14 protein-coding genes and 3 tRNA genes are annotated in these 18154 nt (G+C 74.1%); 4 read left to right on the top strand and 13 right to left on the bottom strand.

The features are described from left to right. Positions 1-1428: 3-isopropylmalate dehydratase large subunit (gene leuC / locus ACI795_RS10385; protein WP_457075414.1), on the bottom strand; the 1428-nt coding region annotated here is incomplete at its 3' end. Positions 1429-1493: 65 nt separating this feature from the next. On the opposite strand from leuC, the gene ACI795_RS10380 reads away from it, so the two are divergent. Genes ACI795_RS10380 through ACI795_RS10370 form a run of 3 tightly spaced genes read left to right on the top strand, consistent with a single transcriptional unit; the run spans position 1494 to position 3564 of the window. Then, positions 1494-2195, top strand: a complete 702-nt coding sequence (locus ACI795_RS10380) for an IclR family transcriptional regulator (RefSeq protein ID WP_457075413.1) — start codon at positions 1494-1496, stop codon at positions 2193-2195. Positions 2196-2236: 41 nt separating this feature from the next. Beyond that, entirely contained in the window at positions 2237-2755 is a 519-nt protein-coding gene (locus ACI795_RS10375; RefSeq protein ID WP_457075412.1) for a helix-turn-helix domain-containing protein, read from the top strand. Beyond that, positions 2752-3564, top strand: coding sequence for a M23 family metallopeptidase (locus ACI795_RS10370; protein ID WP_457075411.1), 813 nt, complete (start codon positions 2752-2754; stop codon positions 3562-3564). Before ACI795_RS10375 ends, ACI795_RS10370 begins: the two co-directional genes overlap by 4 nt. A 65-nt stretch (positions 3565-3629) precedes the next feature. Here ACI795_RS10370 and ACI795_RS10365 read toward each other — a convergent pair whose 3' ends face one another. From ACI795_RS10365 to cimA, 10 genes are all read right to left on the bottom strand, one after another. After that, positions 3630-3953: a hypothetical protein gene (locus ACI795_RS10365; protein WP_457075410.1), complete on the bottom strand. Its 324-nt coding sequence runs from the start codon at positions 3951-3953 to the stop codon at positions 3630-3632. Between the two features lie 31 nt (positions 3954-3984). After that, positions 3985-5661, bottom strand: a complete 1677-nt coding sequence (locus tag ACI795_RS10360; protein WP_457075409.1) for a sodium:solute symporter family protein — start codon at positions 5659-5661, stop codon at positions 3985-3987. Positions 5662-5887: 226 nt separating this feature from the next. Further along, positions 5888-5960: transfer RNA gene (locus ACI795_RS10355), tRNA-Glu, on the bottom strand. 107 nt (positions 5961-6067) lie between these two features. Next, positions 6068-6140, bottom strand: a tRNA-Glu gene (locus ACI795_RS10350). Between the two features lie 33 nt (positions 6141-6173). After that, positions 6174-6245 (bottom strand) — tRNA-Gln (locus ACI795_RS10345). Between the two features lie 85 nt (positions 6246-6330). Then, positions 6331-7521 carry a CPBP family glutamic-type intramembrane protease gene (locus ACI795_RS10340; protein WP_457075408.1) on the bottom strand — a complete coding sequence of 397 codons (1191 nt, stop codon included), beginning with the start codon at positions 7519-7521 and terminating at the stop codon, positions 6331-6333. Positions 7522-7685: 164 nt separating this feature from the next. Further along, the gene (gltX, locus tag ACI795_RS10335) at positions 7686-9155 is read right to left on the bottom strand and encodes a glutamate--tRNA ligase (RefSeq protein ID WP_457075407.1); all 1470 of its coding nucleotides are present in this window, start codon (positions 9153-9155) and stop codon (positions 7686-7688) included. Continuing rightward, positions 9152-9964, bottom strand: a complete 813-nt coding sequence (locus tag ACI795_RS10330) for a fumarylacetoacetate hydrolase family protein (RefSeq protein ID WP_457075406.1) — start codon at positions 9962-9964, stop codon at positions 9152-9154. The genes gltX and ACI795_RS10330 overlap by 4 nt, the downstream gene beginning before the upstream one ends. A 9-nt stretch (positions 9965-9973) precedes the next feature. Beyond that, entirely contained in the window at positions 9974-11188 is a 1215-nt protein-coding gene (locus ACI795_RS10325) for an FAD-dependent monooxygenase (protein ID WP_457075405.1), read from the bottom strand. Next, positions 11185-12840: a citramalate synthase gene (gene cimA, locus ACI795_RS10320; RefSeq protein ID WP_457075404.1), complete on the bottom strand. Its 1656-nt coding sequence runs from the start codon at positions 12838-12840 to the stop codon at positions 11185-11187. Before cimA ends, ACI795_RS10325 begins: the two co-directional genes overlap by 4 nt. Positions 12841-13031: 191 nt before the next feature. On the opposite strand from cimA, the gene ACI795_RS10315 reads away from it, so the two are divergent. Beyond that, a complete protein-coding gene (locus ACI795_RS10315; protein WP_457075403.1) occupies positions 13032-13481 on the top strand; it encodes a hypothetical protein in 450 nt (149 codons plus the stop codon). Between the two features lie 9 nt (positions 13482-13490). Here ACI795_RS10315 and ACI795_RS10310 read toward each other — a convergent pair whose 3' ends face one another. Then, positions 13491-14513 (bottom strand): 3-isopropylmalate dehydrogenase, encoded by a 1023-nt coding sequence (locus ACI795_RS10310; RefSeq protein ID WP_457075402.1) that lies wholly within the window; start codon positions 14511-14513, stop codon positions 13491-13493. Positions 14514-14663: 150 nt separating this feature from the next. Then, entirely contained in the window at positions 14664-18065 is a 3402-nt protein-coding gene (locus ACI795_RS10305) for a S8 family serine peptidase (RefSeq protein WP_457075401.1), read from the bottom strand. Between the last annotated feature and the right edge of the window lie 89 nt (positions 18066-18154).

Here is an 18154-nt window from a genome sequence, read left to right as displayed (position 1 = left end):
CCAAACACCCACCCCACCCCCCCCCCCCCCCCCCCCCCCCCCCCCCCCCCCCCCCCCCCCCCCCCCCCCCCCCCCCCCCCCCCCCGCCGGGGAGACCAGGTGGGTGCGCCCGCCCTTGCCCTGCCGGCCCTGGAAGTTGCGGTTGCTGGTCGACGCCGAGCGCTCGCCGGGCTTGAGCTGGTCGGGGTTCATGCCCAGGCACATCGAGCACCCCGCCCCGCGCCACTCGGCACCGGCGTCGAGGAAGACCTGGTCCAGGCCCTCGGCCTCGGCCTGCAGCTTCACCTGCACCGAGCCGGGGACGACGAGCATCCGGGTGTGCTCGTCGACGTGCTTGCCCTTCAGCAGCGCCGCGGCGACCCGCAGGTCCTCGATCCGGCCGTTGGTGCAGGAGCCGAGGAAGACGGTGTCCACCTCGATCTCGCGCAGCGGCGTGCCGGCGGTCAGCCCCATGTAGGCCAGCGCGGACTCGGCGGCCCGGCGCTCGCTCTCGTCGGCGATCCGCGCCGGGTCGGGCACGCTGGCGTCGATCGGCAGCCCCTGGCCGGGGTTGGTGCCCCAGGTGACGTAGGGGGTCAGCGACGCGGCGTCGATGCGCACCTCGCGGTCGAAGACGGCGTCGTCGTCGGTGCGCAGCGTCCGCCACTCCGCGACCGCGGCGTCCCAGTCCGCGCCCTGCGGTGCGTGCGGGCGGCCGGCCAGGAAGTCGAAGGTGGTCTGGTCGGGGGCGATCAGCCCGGCGCGGGCGCCCGCCTCGATCGACATGTTGCAGATCGTCATCCGGGCCTCCATCGACAGCGCCTCGATCGCGCTGCCGCGGTACTCGATGACGTGGCCCTGGCCGCCGCCGGTGCCGATCTCGGCGATGACGGCCAGGATGACGTCCTTCGCCGAGACGCCGGGCGGAAGCTCGCCGTCGACGGTCACCGCCATCTGCTTGGCCGGGTACTGCGGCAGGGTCTGGGTGGCCAGCACGTGCTCGACCTCGCTGGTGCCGATGCCGAAGGCCAGCGCACCGAACGCCCCGTGGGTGGAGGTGTGGCTGTCGCCGCAGACGATCGTCATCCCCGGCTGGGTGAGCCCCAGCTGCGGGCCGATCACGTGCACGATGCCCTGGTCGCGGTCGCCCATCGGCGCCAGCCGGATGCCGAACTCGGCGGCGTTGCGCCGCAGCGCCTCGACCTGGGCGCGGGAGACCGGGTCGGCGATCGGCCTGAGGATGTCCAGCGTCGGGACGTTGTGGTCCTCGGTGGCCATGGTCAGGTCCGGCCGGCGGACCGTGCGGCCGGCGGCACGGAGGCCGTCGAACGCCTGCGGGCTGGTCACCTCGTGCACGAGGTGCAGGTCGATGTAGAGCAGGTCGGGCTCCCCCGCCGTCCGCCGGACGACGTGCTGCTCGTACACCTTCTGCGCCAGGGTCCTGCCCACTGCGTCCTCCTCGATCGGGCGACGGCGGTTGACCGTCTCACCCACTGGGATGCGAGTATTGCTCCGTGGGACAGCCTAACCCCGTTGCCGTGCTGGACAAAGCAGTGGCCATCCTCCGCTCGGTGAGCGACGAGCCGGCCACGCTCGCCGAGCTCGTGAACCGCACCGGCCTGCCGCGGGCGACCGCGCACCGGCTGGCGACCGCCCTGGAGGGTCACCGCCTGCTGCGGCGCACCGCGAGCGGCGCCTGGGCGCCCGGCCCGGGCCTCGCCGAGCTGGGCCGCGGCGGTGCCGACCTGGCCGACCTGGCCGGCCGCCACCTGCCCGGACTGCGCGACGCCACCGGGGAGAGTGCACAGTTCTACGTGCGCGACGGGGGCAGCCGGGTCTGCATCGCCGCGGCCGAACGGCTGAGCGGGCTGCGCGACACCGTGCCCGTGGGCGCCCGCCTCCCGCTCACCGCCGGCTCGGCCGCCCACGCCCTGCTGGCGTTCGCCCCCGCCGACGAGGTGAACGCCCTGCTGCCCTCGGCGAGCTTCACCGCCCGCACGCTGCTCGACGTCCGGCGGCGCGGCTGGGCACACAGCATCGCCGAGCGGGAGCCGGGTGTGGCATCACTGTCGGCTCCCGTGCGCGACGGCACCGGCGGCGTGCTGGGCGCCGTCTCCATCTCCGGCCCGATCGAGCGACTGGGTCGACGGCCGAGCCCGGAGGTGGTCGCCGCCGTGCTGGACGCCGCGCTGACCATCTCCCGCGCCGCGCGTTGAGACGCTTGTTCGTCAGTACGTAGTTCCGTATCTTCAGTCGGGTGGACGACGCCCGACTGACCCGGATCGAGGAACGGCTGGCCGCGCTGGAGGCCCAGCGCGACACGGCCCTGCCCCCGGCGGCGGCCGGCCCGCCGGCACCGGAGCGGTTCTGGCTGCTGCAGGCGCTGGCCGCCGAGGCCGCGGAGCTGCCCGGCGGGGCGGTGGCCTACGGCGGGCAGGTGCGGCTGCCCGGCGGCGAGGAGTACGCCTGGCAGCGGACGCACGCTGCCGAGGAGGTGCGCACCGGCGGCGCGGAGGACGACGAGGCGCTGGCCGCGGCGCTGTCGGCGCTGGCCCACCCGGTGCGGCTGCGGCTGCTGCGGGAGGTCCTGGGCGGCGCGACCACGACCGCCGCGCTGGCAGCCCTGCCCGGGCTGGGCACCACCGGGCAGCTGCACCACCACCTGCGGCAGCTCACCGCCGCCGGTTGGCTGCGGACCACCGCGCGCGGGGCGTACGGGGTGCCGGCCGAGCGGGTCGTCCCGCTGCACGTGGTGCTCGCGGCGGTGGGGTCGTGACCGGCCCGACGCTCCGCCGGTCGGTCGCCCGGGCCCGGGCGATCCTGCCTGGGCTGGGCCTCCTGCTGATGCTGGCCGAGGGCACGCGCCTGCTCCCGGGGGCCGCACTGGCCGCCATCGTCGTCCTGGCCGGTCTCGGCCTGCTGGAGCGCGTCCGACCGCCCGAGGCGCCGCTGCGGGTCGTGGAGTCCCCGGTCCGCGGCCCCTGGCGGGCACTCAACTCACCCGCCACGAAGGTGCCCTCGCACGGGACGAACGCGCTGGGCCAGACCTGGGCGATCGACCTGGCCCTCGACCCGCCGGACGGCAGCCGCCCCACGTTCGGCTCCGGCGGGCAGTGGCGCCGGCCCGAGGAGTACCCCGCGTTCGGCCAGCCGCTGTTCAGCCCGGTCGACGGGGTCGTGGTGCGCGCGCACCAGCGGCAGCGCGACCACCGCGCCCGCAGCGGCTGGCTGTCGGTGCTGTACCTGCTGGGCCCCGAGGCCCTCGTTCGGATGTTCGGCGGCGCCCGCGCGATCGCCGGCAACCACGTCGTCGTCCGGGCCGACGACGGGGTGCACGCCGCGCTGGTGCACCTGCGGCGCGGCTCGGTCGTCGTCCGCCCGGGCGATCGGGTGCGGGCCGGCCAGCAGCTGGCCGAGTGCGGCAACTCCGGCAACAGCACCGAGCCGCACCTGCACGTGCAGCTCTGCGACTCGGCCGGGCTGACCGGGGCCGCCGGGATCCCGATGGCCTTCCGGACGGGGGGCGCCGACGGGGCCCCCGGATTGCCGGCCGACGGCGAGCTGCTCGAGGTGCGCACGGGCTGACCCCGGACGCGCGACGACCCGCAGCGGGAGCCCCGCTGCGGGTCGTCATCGTGGTCGTGCCGGGGCTACCGGCCGGCGGTGTCCGCCCCACCCGTCGGGTCCTCGACGGCGTCGCCACCCTCGACGACGACCGGCCGCAGCCGCGTCCAGACGACGAACGCCAGGGCGAAGACCACCATGCCGATGCCGACCCAGAGGTTGGCGTTCCAGCCGCCGGTCTTGGCGGCGTCGGCGTCGCTGTAGTCGACGATGCCGAGGACCACCAGGACGACGCCGTAGAAGCCGATCAGCCCGGCGATGACCGTCCGGACGTCGTACGCGCCCGCGGTGTGCCGCTTCGTGCCGGCTGTTGCCCGGCCCGCGGCCTGCCCGTTGTCTGCAGTGCTCATGGGTTGCTCCTCTCGGGAACGCTGGCGACGGTCAGCGGAAGATCAGGTTCAGGGCGATGACCAGCACCAGGGAGATGCCGGCGAGCTTGGTCGGCGACTGGTACCAGGGCAGCTTGTGCGCATCGGGGTCGGTGCGCACCTCCTTGGGCGTCTCGGAGTAGACGAGCCCGGCCAGCTCGGAGACCGGCTTGGGCCGGGTCACCATGCTCACCCCGACGCTGACCGCGATGTCGACGACGAACGCGGCACCGGCGGCGACGAAGCTCGCGCCCTGGCCCTCCAGCCCGATGACGCCGGTCTCGCTCAGCGACCAGACCAGCACCGCGGCGAGGGTGCCGGACACCAGACCGGTCCAGCCTGCCGTGGGCGTCATCCGCTTCCAGAACATGCCCAGGATGAACGTGGCGAACAGCGGGGCGTTGAAGAACCCGAACAGCGTCTGCAGGTAGTCCATCAGGTTGTCGAAGTTCGCCGCGATGAGCGCGGTGAAGATCGCGACGACCGTGGCGCCGACCGTGGCCAGCCGACCGACCTTCAGGTAGTACTCGTCCGGGCGGTCCTTCTTCACGTACTGCTGCCACAGGTCGTAGCTGAACACGGTGTTGAAGGCGGAGATGTTGGCCGCCATGCCGGCCATGAAGGAGGCCAGCAGACCGGCGATCGCCACGCCCAGCAGACCGTTGGGCAGCACGTCCCGGATCAGCAGCAGGATCGAGTCGTTGTAGGTGACCCCGGGGTTCCCCCCGGCCTTCAGGTCCTGGGTCTCGTTGACCAGGACCGCGGCGATCATGCCGGGGACGATCACGATGAACGGGATGAACATCTTCGGGAACGACCCGATGATCGGGGTGCTCCTCGCGGCCGACATGGACTTGGTCGCCATCGCCCGCTGGACCTCGACGAAGTTCGTCGTCCAGTAGCCGAAGGAGAGCACGAAACCGAGGCCGAACACGAGCCCGATGACCGACAGCACCGGGTTCTCGATGCTGGTCAGGTCCGAGCCCGGCCAGGAGGTGAGGTCGTTCTCGTTGCCGCTGCCCCGGACCGCGTCGATCAGCCCGCCGACGCCACCGACCCGGTGCAGCCCGATCAGGGTCAGCGGCAGCAGCGCGGCGACGATGACGAAGAACTGCAGCACCTCGTTGTAGATGGCCGCCGAGAGGCCACCGAGGGTGATGTAGCTGAGCACGATGATCGCCGCGACGATCAGCGAGACCCACTGCGGCCAACCGAGCAGCGCGTTCACGATCGTGGCCAGCAGGTACAGGTTGATGCCGGCGATGAGCACCTGGGCCAGCGCGAAGCTCAGCGCGTTGACCAGGTGGGCCCCGGTGCCGAAGCGCCGGCGCATGAACTCCGGCACCGAGCGGACCTTCGAGCCGTAGTAGAAGGGCATCATCACGACGCCCAGGAACAGCATCGCCGGGACGGCGCCGATCCAGAAGTAGTGGAACGTGGCCATGCCGAACTGGGCGCCGTTGGCCGACATGCCGATGATCTCGACGGCGCCGAGGTTGGCCGAGATGAACGCCAGCCCGGTCACCCACGCCGGCAGCGACCGGCCGGAGAGGAAGAAGTCGAGGCTGTCGGACACCCGGCGACGGGCGGCGAAGCCGATGAGCAGCACGACAGCGAAGTAGGCGACGACGAGCAGGTAGTCGACGAAGTTCGCGTCGAGCCGCAGGGTCTCGTCAGCAGCGAGCACCACCGGGGGGTCCCTCCAGGGGTTGGTGTGGCGGCCACCCGGCACGGGTGTTGCGAGTGGCCTCTTCCTGCCGTCAGGGCGGTGCACGGTGGTGCGGCGCGGTGATCAGCAACGGGGACGCTAACACCGTTGCAAGAGGTCAACATTCCGGCGGTCACCGGTACGGGTGACGCACGGTGACCGAGAACACGAGAGCCCCCGACCCGGGTGGGTCGGGGGCTCTCCGCTGTAGCCCCGAAGGGATTCGAACCCTCGCTACCGCCGTGAGAGGGCGGCGTCCTGGGCCGCTAGACGACGGGGCCGTGCGGTCGGAGAGTCTGCCACATCCGCGCATCCCGCCATCGGCGGGGTCGAACCACCCGGAGACGACGAGAGCCCCCGGCCCTGGTGGGCCGGGGGCTCTGCGCTGTAGCCCCGAAGGGATTCGAACCCTCGCTACCGCCGTGAGAGGGCGGCGTCCTGGGCCGCTAGACGACGGGGCCGTGCGTGGTGCTGGAGGAGATGACGCTTCCTCGCTGGGGTACCAGGACTCGAACCTAGACTAACGGAACCAGAAACCGTCGGGCTGCCAATTACCCCATACCCCATTGGCCTTGCACCGCCTTGCGGCGACGGGAAGAAACGATACCCGATGCTCGCCGGACGCGTGGAGGCACCCCCCTGCCCGGCGCGTCAGGCCCCCGCCGGGCGGGCCCAACGGTCGTCCGGCGGTGGCGGCACGGTCGACGTCGCCGGCGGCCCGTAGCCCGGCGGCCCGTACGCCGGCGGCCCGTACACCGGTGGCCCGTACACCGGTGGCCCGTACGCCGGGGGCCCGTAGGCAGGCGGCCCGTCGGCAGGGGGCCCGTAGGCAGGTGGGCCGTAGCCGGGTGGGGCGTACGCGGGCGCCGGCAGCACCAGCGGTGCCCCGGCAGGCGGCCGGCCGGGACCACCGGCGGCCGGCCCGGCTCCGCGCAGGTCCAGGGCCGGGCTGAGCCGGTCCGGGCGGAGCCGGCGGCTGAGGGTGCGCACCCACAGCACGTAGGCGACCATCCCGGCAGTCCCCACCAGCGCCGCCCACCAGCCGAGCAGGTCGTCCGAGGCGTCGGCCGAGACGGCGCCGCCCAGCGCCCCACCGAGCAGGAAGATCACCACGTTGTTGACGGTGTGCGCGACGATCGCCGCCTCCAGGCCGCCGGTCCACCAGACGAGCGCGGAGAAGGACAGGCCCATGGCGAACCGGTAGAGGAAGGACTCGGCGTCCGGGGGCAGGTGGGCGGCGGAGAACAGCGTGGCGGTCACCAGGGCGGCGACCAGTGCTCCTGCCCGTGGCCGGCCGATCCAGCCGGCGATCGCCTGGCTGAGGTAGCCGCGGAACGCGTACTCCTCCGCCGCGGCCTGCAACGGGGTGGTGAGGACGACGACGAGCACCAGCCAGCCGTAGGAGGCCGACGGCCCGGTGACCCCGCCCGGCCCGGTGACGGTGTCGACGACCACCAGCACCGCGACCGCGACCCCCAGGCTGGCCAGGCCGCGCCAGCCCAGCGGCACGAACAGCCGCCAGCGCAACCGGCCGCGCACCGAGGAGGACCAGCCGATCCGCATGCCGTGCGCCGCGACCCAGCACAACCAGATGATCGGGATCGCCACGATCAGCGAGATGTTGGTCAGCAGCAGCACACCGGCGTCGGTGAGGTCCATGTACAGGTCGACGGTGAGCCCGGTGACCAGGGCCACCCCACCGATCACCGCGCCGGCGACCACGTACAGCACGCAGAGCAGCAGCAGCCCCAGCACCGGCCGCCACCAGGCCCAGTCCCGGGCCCGCATGAGCAGCGCGTAGGGCTGGGGGGTGTCGTGCGGCGGCGCCCCGGGCGGGGTCACCGGCCGGGTCCGCCGACCGGCCGGCGGCGGGGGCACAGCGGGTGCCGGGGGCGGGTACCAGGCGACCACCCGGGGCACCACCGGTGGCGCCCCGGCGGGGCCCGTGGGCGGCGGGCCGGTGTAGGGCTCCCCCGGCCGCCCACCGGGCCCACCACCCCAGCCGGTCATCCCGTCGCGATCCCGCGGGCGGCAGCCAGGCGCGCCAGGGTGCGCTCGCGGCCGAGCAGCTCGATCGACTCGTACAGCGGCGGGGAGACGGTGCGGCCGCTGACGGCCACCCGGACCGGGCCGAACGCCTGACGCGGCTTGCGGCCCAGCCCGTCGACGAGGGCCTCCTTCAGCGCCGCCTCGATCGCCGGGGTGCTCCAGTCGGCGAGGTCCCGCAGCGCGACCGTGGCGGCGTCCAGCACCTCACCGGCGCCGGCGGCCAGCTGCTTGTCCGCGGCGGCCGGGTCGATCGCGACGTCCTCGGTGAAGAGGAACCCCAGCAGCCCGACGGCGTCGGAGAGCACGATCATGCGCTCCTGGGCCAGCGGGGCGATCGCCTCCAGCACCCGCTGCTGCTCGGCGGTGGGCGGGTCGGCGACCAGCCCGGCCGCGGCCAGGAACGGGGTGACCCGGGTGAGGAACTCCCCGGTCGGCAGCGCCCGCAGGTGGGCGGCGTTGATCGCCTCGGCCTTCTTCAGGTCGAAGCGCGCGGGGTTGGCGCTGACCCGGGTGACGTCGAACGCCTCGACCATCTCCTGCACGGAGAACACGTCGCGGTCCTCGGCGATCGACCAGCCCAGCAGCGCCAGGTAGTTGAACAGCCCCTCGGGCAGGAAGCCGCGCTCGCGGTAGACGTCGAAGTTCGACTGCGGGTCGCGCTTGGACAGCTTCTTGTTGCCCTCGCCGTTCACCAGCGGCAGGTGCCCGAAGCGCGGCGTCCCGGCGGCGACGCCGATGTCGGTCAGCGCCCGGTACAGCGCGAGCTGCCGCGGGGTGGAGGGCAGCAGGTCCTCGCCGCGCAGGACGTCGGTGACGCCCATCAGCGCGTCGTCCACGGGGTTCACGAACGGGTAGAGCGGGGCGCCGTTGCCGCGGACCAGCACGAAGTCCGGCACCGAGCCGGCGGCGAAGCGCACCTCACCGCGCACCAGGTCGGTCCAGCTGATGTCCTCGTCGGGCATCCGCAGCCGCAGCACCGGCTGGCGGCCCTCGGCGCGGAAGGCCGCCTTCTGCTCCTCGGTGAGGTGGCGGTCGAAGTTGTCGTAGCCGAGCTTCGGGTCCTGGCCCGCGGCCCGCCGCCGGGCGTCGACCTCCTCGTTGGTGGAGAAGGACTCGTAGGCGTGCCCGGCGGCCAGCAGCTTCGCCGCGACCTCCCGGTACACCTCCGCGCGCTGCGACTGGCGGTAGGGGCCGTTCGGGCCACCGACCTCGGGGCCCTCGTCCCAGTCCAGCCCGAGCCAGCGCAGGCAGTCGAGCAGGTGCCGGTAGGACTCCTCGGAGTCCCGGGCCGCGTCGGTGTCCTCGATCCGGAACAGGAAGCGGCCACCGGTGTGCCGGGCGTGCGCCCAGTTGAACAGGGCCGCCCGCATCACCCCGACGTGCACCAGCCCGGTCGGGGACGGGCAGAACCGGGTCTTGACGCTCACCGGGCGCCGCCCGCGGTCGAGGTCGGGTCGGCGCCGGCGACGGAGTTGGTCAGCGTGCCCAGGCCCTCGATGGTGCACTCGACGCGCTGGCCGGGGCGGATCGGCCCGACGCCGGCGGGGGTGCCGGTGAGCACGACGTCGCCGGGCAGCAGGGTCATCACCTGGGAGATGTGCGAGATCAGCCGCGGGACGTCGAACAGCAGCTGGCTGGTGCGGCCGGCCTGGCGGCGCTCGCCGTCGACGCTGCAGGTGAGCTCGAGGTCGGCCGGGTCCTTGCCGAGGCCGGCGAGATCGGTCTCGATCCACGGGCCCAGCGGGCAGAAGGAGTCGAAGCCCTTGGCCCGGGTCCACTGCCCGTCGCCGCGCTGCATGTCCCGCTCGGTGACGTCGTTGCCGATCGTGTAGCCGAAGATGCTGGCCGGCGCCTGCTCCGGGGTCACCTGGCGGGCGCCGCGCGCCCCGATGACGACGGCGAGCTCGACCTCGTGGTGCACGTTGCTGCTGCCCGGCGGGATGCGGATCGCGTCGCCGGGGCCGATCACCGTGGTGGAGGGCTTGAGGAAGATCAACGGCTCGGCCGGGGCGTCGCCGGTGTTCATCTCCTTGACGTGGTCGGCGTAGTTCTTGCCGACGCCGACCACCTTGCTGGGCAGGATCGGCGAGAGCAGCCGGACGTCGGCCGCGGCGAAGCGCTGGCCGGTGAAGGAGATCTGGCCGAACGGGTGGCCCTCGATCTGGGCGACCTGACCGTCCCCGTCGAGGACCCCGAAGGACATGCCGGCTGGGTGGGCGTAACGGACGATGCGCACGTCGCCAGGCTAGCCGGGGGCGCCGGGCGCCGACGCGGCCCCGCCGGGCGGTGGCTCCCAGCGCAGCACCGCGGCGCCCGCCGCGACCGCCGCCCCCGCCGGGACCAGCCGCAGGGCCGCGTTGCGCAGCGTCTGGGGCGGCCCGCCGGGCACGTGCGCCCCGAACCGTGCGGTCTGCGCCGACCGACGGGCGACCTGCCGGCAGCGGGGCCGCCGCGCCTGGTCGAAGGAGGCCAGGGCGGCACGCAGCGGGGTGCCCGCGCCCACCGGCTCCCCGATGAGCCGCCCCACGCAGACGCCGTCCTCGAGCGAGGTGTTGGCCCCCTGGCCCATGGTGGGCAGCATCGCGTGGGCGGCGTCCCCGATCAGGACCGTGCGCCCGCGGACGTAGGCCGGCAGCCCACGCGGCAGGGAGTGCACGTCGTGCCGCAGCAGCTGCCCGGGGGTGGTGCGGGCGATCACGGCCCGGACGTCCGGGGACCAGCCGGAGAACCGGTCCACCGCCGCCGCCAGCTCGTCGGCGAACGGGCTCCGCTCCGGGTGGCGGACGTAGCCGTACCAGTACACCTCCGTGGGGCTGATCCGCACCGCGCCGAACTCGGCACCGGGGCCCCAGTGGGCCGCGAACCCCTGGTCCGGGGTGCTGTCGTCGTCCACGACGGCCCGCCAGCAGGTCCGGCCGCTGTAGCGCAGCGCGGCCCGGCGGCCGGGGAACAACGCACCGCGCACCACGCTGCGGAGGCCGTCGGCGGCCACGACCAGGTCGGCGGTGGCGCTGTGCTCGTGCCGGCCGTCGACCCAGGTCACGGCCGCGGACGCACCGTCCGGGTCGCCCGGCTGCACTGCCACGACGCGGGCGCCGGGCACGAGGTCGGCCGGCACCGCGGCGTCGAGCAGCGCCGCGTGCAGCCGCTGCCGGTGCACTCCCCAGGCCGTGTTCGCCGCTCCCGCGGTGCCGGGGACCCGCAGCAGCCACCGGCCGTGCTGGTCGCGGGTCCCGGCCGCGGCGGTCCGGTGCCCGGCGGCGCGGACCCGGTCGCCCACACCCAGGGCGTCCAGCGCGGCCATCCCGTTCCGGGTGACCGCCAGCCCTGCGCCGACCTCCTCGAACGTGGTGGCGCGCTCCAGCACCCGCACCTGCCAGCCGGCCCCGGTCAGCGAGGCCGCCGCGGCCAGCCCCGCGACCCCGCCGCCGACGACGACCGCCGAGCCCGGTCCGGTCATGCGCGGCCCTGGTCCGGATCCACCGCCGTCGCCCCGCTCGGCCGGTGTCGCACGGCGTAGGTGAGCGCGTCGACCAGCGCGTGCCAGGAGGCCTCGACGATGTTGTCGTGCACGCCGACGGTGGTCCACTCCCCCGCGCCGTCGGTGCTGTCGATGAGCACCCGGGTGGTGGCGCTGGTGCCACCGTTCCACCCCAGGATGCGCACCTTGTAGTCGGCCAGGGTCACCCCGGCGAGCGACGGGAACTGGCCGACCAGCGCCTGGCGCAGCGCGTTGTCCAGGGCGTTGACCGGGCCGTTGCCCTCCGCGGTGCTGATGACCCGCTCCCGCTCCCCCGTCGCGGTGCGCACGTGCACCTTCACCGTCGCCTCGCTGACCACCACACCGTTGCCCCAGTGCTCGACCGAGGTGCGGTAGCTCTCCAGCTCGAACAGCGGCTCGGGCGCGCCGGGCAGCTGGGCGCGCAGCAGCAGCTCGAAGGAGGCGTCGGCGGCCTCGAACGACCAGCCGTCGGCCTCCAGCACCTTGACCTGGTCGACGACCCGGCCGATGGCGTCGCCCTGGCCGGCGAGGTCGACGCCCAGCTCGCGGCCCTTCAGCTCGACCGAGGCGCGGCCGGCCATCTCGGTGACCAGGATGCGCATGTCGTTGCCGACGACGGCGGGGTCGAGGTGGTTGTACAGCTGCGGGTCGACCTTGATCGCGCTGGCGTGCAGCCCCGCCTTGTGCGCGAACGCCGAGGCACCGACGAAGGGCTGGTGGTCGTCGGGGGCGATGTTGGCCAGCTCGGCGATCGCCGCGCTGACCCGGGTGAGCTCCGGGAGGCACTCCGCCGGCACGACGGGCAGACCCATCTTGGTGACCAGGTTGCCGATCAGGGCGAAGGTGTCGGCGTTGCCGGCGCGCTCGCCGTAGCCGTTGGCGGTGCCCTGCACGTGGGTCACGCCCGCCTCGACGGCGGCCAGGGTGTTGGCGACGGCGCAGCCGGTGTCGTCCTGGCAGTGGATGCCGAGCCGGCCGACGACCCGCGCGCGCACGTCGGCCACGACGCGGGCCACCCCCGTGGGCAGCATGCCGCCGTTGGTGTCGCACAGGACCCCGACCTCGGCCCCGGCGGCGAAGGCGGTGGCCAGCACCCGCACGCCGTACTCGGGGTCGACGGCGTACCCGTCGAAGAAGTGCTCGCAGTCGAGGAACACCCGCCGTCCCGCGGCGACCAGGTGGCTGACGGTGTCGGCCACCATCGCCAGGTTCTCCTCCAGCGAGGTGCGCAGCGCCTCGCGCACGTGCCGGACGTCGGACTTGGCCACCACGCAGACCACCGGCGCCCCGGAGTCCAGCAGGGCCTGCACCTGCGGGTCGTCCTCGACCCGGACGCCGGCCTTGCGGGTGGCGCCGAAGGCGACCAGCTGCGCGTGCCGCAGCTGCAGCTCGGTGCGCGCGCGGGCGAAGAACTCGGTGTCCTTGGGCAGCGCCCCCGGCCAGCCGCCCTCGATGAACCCCACGCCGATCTCGTCCAGCAGCCGGGCCACCGCGAGCTTGTCGGCGACGGAGTAGCTCACGCCCTCCCGCTGGGCGCCGTCGCGCAGCGTGGTGTCGAAGACGTGGAAGGCATCAACGTCGATGTCGTGGCGGGCCAGTTCGGTGGGCACGTGCTCTCCCGGGTCAGGTGGATCCTCCCCAGACACGAAAAAACCTCCCGGAGTACGGGAGGTCGCGCGCAGTCGGGGAGGGGACTGCGCGCTAGGCGATGATGATCGTGCCGGTGGCGTCCATCACGCCGAGTAGACCACGGTGGCCGCCGAGGTGGAACGCCGCGTCCACTGCCTGGGACGAAAACGGCGTGCGCGCCCCACTCCTCGGCGGCAGCATCCGTGGCGACCGCGAGGAGGACGCCGTGACCACCTGGGAGCTCGTGCACCGCCCCGACGACGGCGAGGCCGTGGGCTGGCTCGAACCGGGGCCGGACGGCACCGTCGTCCCGCGCACCCTGCCGGGCACCGTGGCCGGACCCGCGCAGCCGCGCGCCGACGCTCGTGAGCTGCTGGCCACCCGGGGGTTGGCGATGCTGCCGGGCCGCTGGTGGTGCCGGCTGCCCGACCCGTTGCCCCGTGGCCGGCTGGCCGCCGACCGGCCGGGGCCGGACTGGAGCTGGCAGCCGGTCACGCTCGTCGAGGTCTCCCCCACCGGCTGCCTGGTCGGCCTGGAGTGGCCGGCTCCCGGTACGGCGGCGGTGCGGGCGGAACTGCCGGTGCCGGTCGGTGACCTGCTCGTCCGGGAACCGCCGCCGTGACGTCCTCCGTCAGCCGCCGGCGAGCGCGGCGAGCCGGTCGCCCACCTCGGTCGTGCGCACCTGCGCCTTCGGGTCGCGGGTGGACAGGTCGAAGGCGACCGCCGCGTTGACCTTCTTGGCCAGCTCCGGGCGGCCCAGGTGCTCCAGCATCAGGGCCACCGACAGCACGGTGGCGGTCGGGTCGGCGATCCCCTGCCCGGCGATGTCCGGCGCGGAACCGTGCACCGGCTCGAACATGCTCGGGTTGGTGCCCGAGACGTCGAGGTTGCCGCTGGCGGCCAGCCCGATGCCGCCGGTGACCGCGGCCGCCACGTCGGTGACGATGTCGCCGAAGAGGTTGTCGGTGACGATCACGTCGTACCGGCCCGGGTCGGTGATGAAGAACATCGCCGCGGCGTCGACGTGCTGGTAGGCGACGGAGACCTCGGGGAACTCCGCGGCCACCTCCTCCACGGTGCGCGACCACAGCGACCCGGCGTGGGTGAGCACGTTGGTCTTGTGGATCAGCGTCAGGTGCTTGCGCGGACGGGCGGTGGCGCGCTCGAAGGCGTACCGGACCACCCGCTCCACACCGAAGGCGGTGTTCAGGCTGACCTCGGTGGCCACCTCGTGCGGGGTGTCCCGGCGCAGGACGCCGCCGTTGCCCACGTAGGGCCCCTCGGTGCCCTCCCGGATGCACAGCATGTCGATCTCGCCCGGGTCGGCCAGCGGGCTGGTCACGCCGTCGAAGAGCCGGGCCGGGCGCAGGTTGACGTGGTGGTCCAGCTCGAACCGCAGCTTGAGCAGCAGGCCGCGCTCGAGGATGCCGGCGGGGACGCTGGGGTCACCGACCGCGCCGAGCAGGATGGCGTCGTGCTGGCGCAGCTCGTCGAGCACCGCGTCGGGCAGCAGCTCACCGGTGCGCTGCCAGCGGGCCGCGCCCAGGTCGTACCGGGTGGTCTCGACGTCCGGCGCCACCGCGCCCAGGACCTTGAGGCCCTCCGCCACCACTTCCTGCCCGATGCCGTCCCCAGGGACCACTGCCAGCCGCATGAGGCCAGAGGCTAGTGGTCCCGGTCCCGCCCACCACCACCCGCACACGCCGGACGCCCCCGGAGAGGGAGGTCCTCACCGGGGGCGCCGGGGTGGTGCGGGGTGGTCAGGGCCGGCCGGCCCGGCGCTGTGCCGGGCCGGCCGGCGCCGTCACGGGGCGACCGGCGCGCCCGGTCGCACGGCCACCGGGACGAACTGGGTGCGCCCCGGCCCGGTGCTGCCGTTGTGCTGCAGCACGACCATCGCGCCCTTCGGCCCGCCGACGGCGGTGTCCTGTGCGTAGGCCGCGCTCTGGGTCACCGAGATGGTGCTGCCCCCGGTGACCGGCACCAGCACCGCGGGGCCGCTGGACGCGGTGAACGACAGCCCCGGGTGCAGCGGGTCGAAGCTCATCGCCTCATCGGCGAGCTCCGCGCCGCCGTCCGGTCCGGTCACGGTGCCCAGGTCGTCGACCGTGCCGTAGGCGCTGGTCGACTGGACGCCGAAGGAGATCCGGCTGGCGTCCGCGGTGAGCAGCGGCATCACCGACAGCGGGGCGCTGAGCAGCTGGACGTCGGAGTCGAAGGCGTTGGTGTCCACCGTGCCGTCGGCGATGTTCAGGTACCCGATCCACGGGTTGCCCCGGGGCAGCAGCTGGTACTGCCGGTCGGTGACGACCACCAGCGGGGCGTCGTAGTCGGCGATCCGGTAGGTGGTCACCTGGTAGTCCCAGGCCCCGTCACCGGTCGCGTCGACGTACACCCCGTAGTTCACCGCGGTCTCCGGCGAGGTGTACTTCCCGTGCGCCGCGACGCCGAAGTACAGCCACGGGTCGTCCGGGCTGGCCGCGACGTCGGAGGCGACGCCGACCTGCGCCAGGTCCACCGACCGCTCGAGCTCGGACTTGTAGCAGTCCGACCGCGCCTCGGTCGTGCACTTGGGCAGCTGCGGGCTCACGCCCAGCCGCTCGAAGGCACTGCCGAGGGAGGTGTAGGCCGTCGGGTCGCCGAACGTCCCGTTCGCCACACCCCGGCCGACCAGCGCGATCGTCTTCCCGGGCTGCCGGTCCTGGGCGACCAGGTTCGAGGCGGGCTTCGCGTTGGCGTGCACCGGCACCCGCAGCGCCGGCGCACCGGCGGCCTGCGGGGTGAGCACGAGCCGGCCGCTGGCCTCGCCGAGGAACTGCCGGCCGTCGTCGGTGACGACGGTCGGGTCGGCGACCTTGCGCAGCCGGTCCCGGTCGACCGTCATGACCACGTTGACCACGGTCCTGGTGTTCGGGGCGACCGAGACGACGGAGGGCTCCACCCGGTAGGTGACGCCCGGCTGCTGGGCCAGTGCCTGGTAGGCGAGGGTGTAGGTCACCGTCTTCGCGCTCTTGTTGGAGACGGTCACCTGGCGGTTCTGGACCACCTTCGGGTCGACGGCCTCGACCACGCCGAAGGAGGCCGAGACGACCCCGGAGCCGGCGTCGGCGTAGGCGAGGACCTCGTTGGTGAGCGCCGCCTGCGCGTCGATCCGGCCGGCACCCTGCCGGTTCGGGCCGTACACGGTGCCGTCCGCGGTGTGGACGTCGTGGCCGGCGGTGTTCATCAGGTCGGCCTTGACCTCCTCCGTCGTCCAGTCCGGGTGCGCCGCACGGATCAGCGCGGTGACGCCGGAGGTGGTCGGCGCGGCCATCGAGGTGCCCGACTCGCTGACGCCCTGGGTGCCGGTGCCGACCGCGGCGGAGTACAGGGTCACGCCGGGCGCGGAGACGTCCGGCTTGAGGCCGTTCGCCTGCCGGCTGCTGCGCGAGGAGAACGACGCGAGCAGGTCCACCTGCGCCGGGTCGTCGACGATCGCGGCGTCCTTGAGGCTCGGCCCGAAGGTGACGGTGACCGGGCCGGCCTGCACGGCCGCGGCGAGCGCCGCCCCGTCGGTGGCGGTGACCAGGATGCCGGGGATCTGCGGGACGCCGGTGATGCCGGTCTCCAGCAGGTCGTCGTCACCGATGATCATGAACCCGGCGGCGCCGTGGTCGCGGGCGTTGCCGCCCTTGGCCACCGAGCCGCAGGCGAACCCGGCCGCCTCGATGAGCACGATCTCGCCGGTGTAGTCGCCGCTCCAGTCGGCACAGCCGGTCGGGTCGTCGCCGCCCTCCGGCAGCACGACCGGGGCGGTGACGTCGGGCTTGACCTGGCCCGCGTCGTCGAGGTCGCTGTAGGCGATGGACCGCAGCCCCGGGCGGATGCCCTCGGGGCCGGCGCCGGAGACGACCTGCCAGCCGTCGAAGACGCCGTAGCCGTCGTTGGAGGCGGCCACGCCGATGCCGCGGGGCGCGTTGCCCGGAGAGCCGCCGATGTCGTAGCTGTCCCCGGCGTTGCCGGCGGACATGACCACGAGCATCCCCTGCTTCATCGCCTCGTTGGCGACCATGGCGTCGGCGTCGTCGGCCAGGCCGTAGTCCGAACCCAGGGAGAGGTTGACGACGTCGAGGTGGTCCTCGATCGACCCGTCACCGTTGGGGTCCATGGCCCACTCGATGGCCTGGACGGTCACGTCGGTCGAGCCGTCGCAGCCGAAGACCTTCAGCGCGTACAGGGAGGCCTCCGGCGCCATGCCGGGACCGATGCGCAGGCTGCCGACGTCGAGGGAGTCGTCGTAGCCACCGCGGTAGGTCTCCCCGTCGGCGGTCACGCCGTACCCGGCGGTCGTGCCGGCGACGTGGGTGCCGTGCCCGTTGCAGTCCAGCGGGTTCTCGTCCGGCATGGCCACCGGCTGGTAGGCGGCGCTGCGCGGATCGGCGTTGTAGCTGTCGCCCACGAAGTCGTGACCGCCGACGACCTTGGCGTTCGGGTACACCCCGGCCGGCGCCGGTGCGGCCTCGGCCGCCTGCAGGGCGGTGAACTGGGCGACGTCACCGCTGCCGCCGAAGTCGGCGTGGGTGTAGTCGATGCCGGTGTCGATGATCCCGACCGAGACGCCCTCGCCGGTGTTGCCCAGGTCCTGCCAGGCGGTGACGGCGTCGACGACCCGGGCGGCGCCGGTGTTGCTGATCGTCTTCGGCGTGATCGGGAGGACCGCGGTCACACCGGGCAGCGCGCCCAGCGCCGCGTGGTCGGCGGCGTCCGCGGCGACCGCGACCCCGGTGACGACGGTCGAGGCGGTGTAGAGCACCTCGGCGTCCGGCACGGCGGCCGGCAGCTCCCCGACGACGTCGGCGGCCGCGGCCTCGACCTCGGGCTTGGCCGCGCGGGCGGCGTCCGCCGCCTGGGCCGGGCTCCCGCTGGCCAGGGCGTCGGCGTAGACCTGCGAGGTCGCCGGCGTGTCCAGCCGGAGGAAGAACGAGGTCGGCCCGCTCTCGGGCAGACCGGCCGGCCGCGCCCCCTGGCCCCGGGCCGCCACCGCGGCCTGCACCTGCGCCAGCTGCTCGGCGCTCAGCTGCGCCTGCGCCCGGTCGGTGACCGGCGCGGCGGACGCCCCGGTGATCCCCCCGGTGGTCGCGAGGGCCGCTGCGACGGCGACGACCCCCGTCCGGACGGCGACGCGTCGGCGTCCCGCCCGGTTCGTGTGTGTGCTCTCCGAACCCACGTGCACCCCTGTCAGAAGTTCTTGCGCCAGGCCCGCCCGCACGGACGGTCAGACGGGCCAGACAGAGCGTGGTCATTGCCGTGGCTAAC

This window comes from Modestobacter sp. SYSU DS0290, from assembly GCF_054050955.1.
The sequence above is the reverse complement of the archived record's forward strand: the minus strand, read 5'-3'. Positions and strand labels throughout refer to the sequence as shown.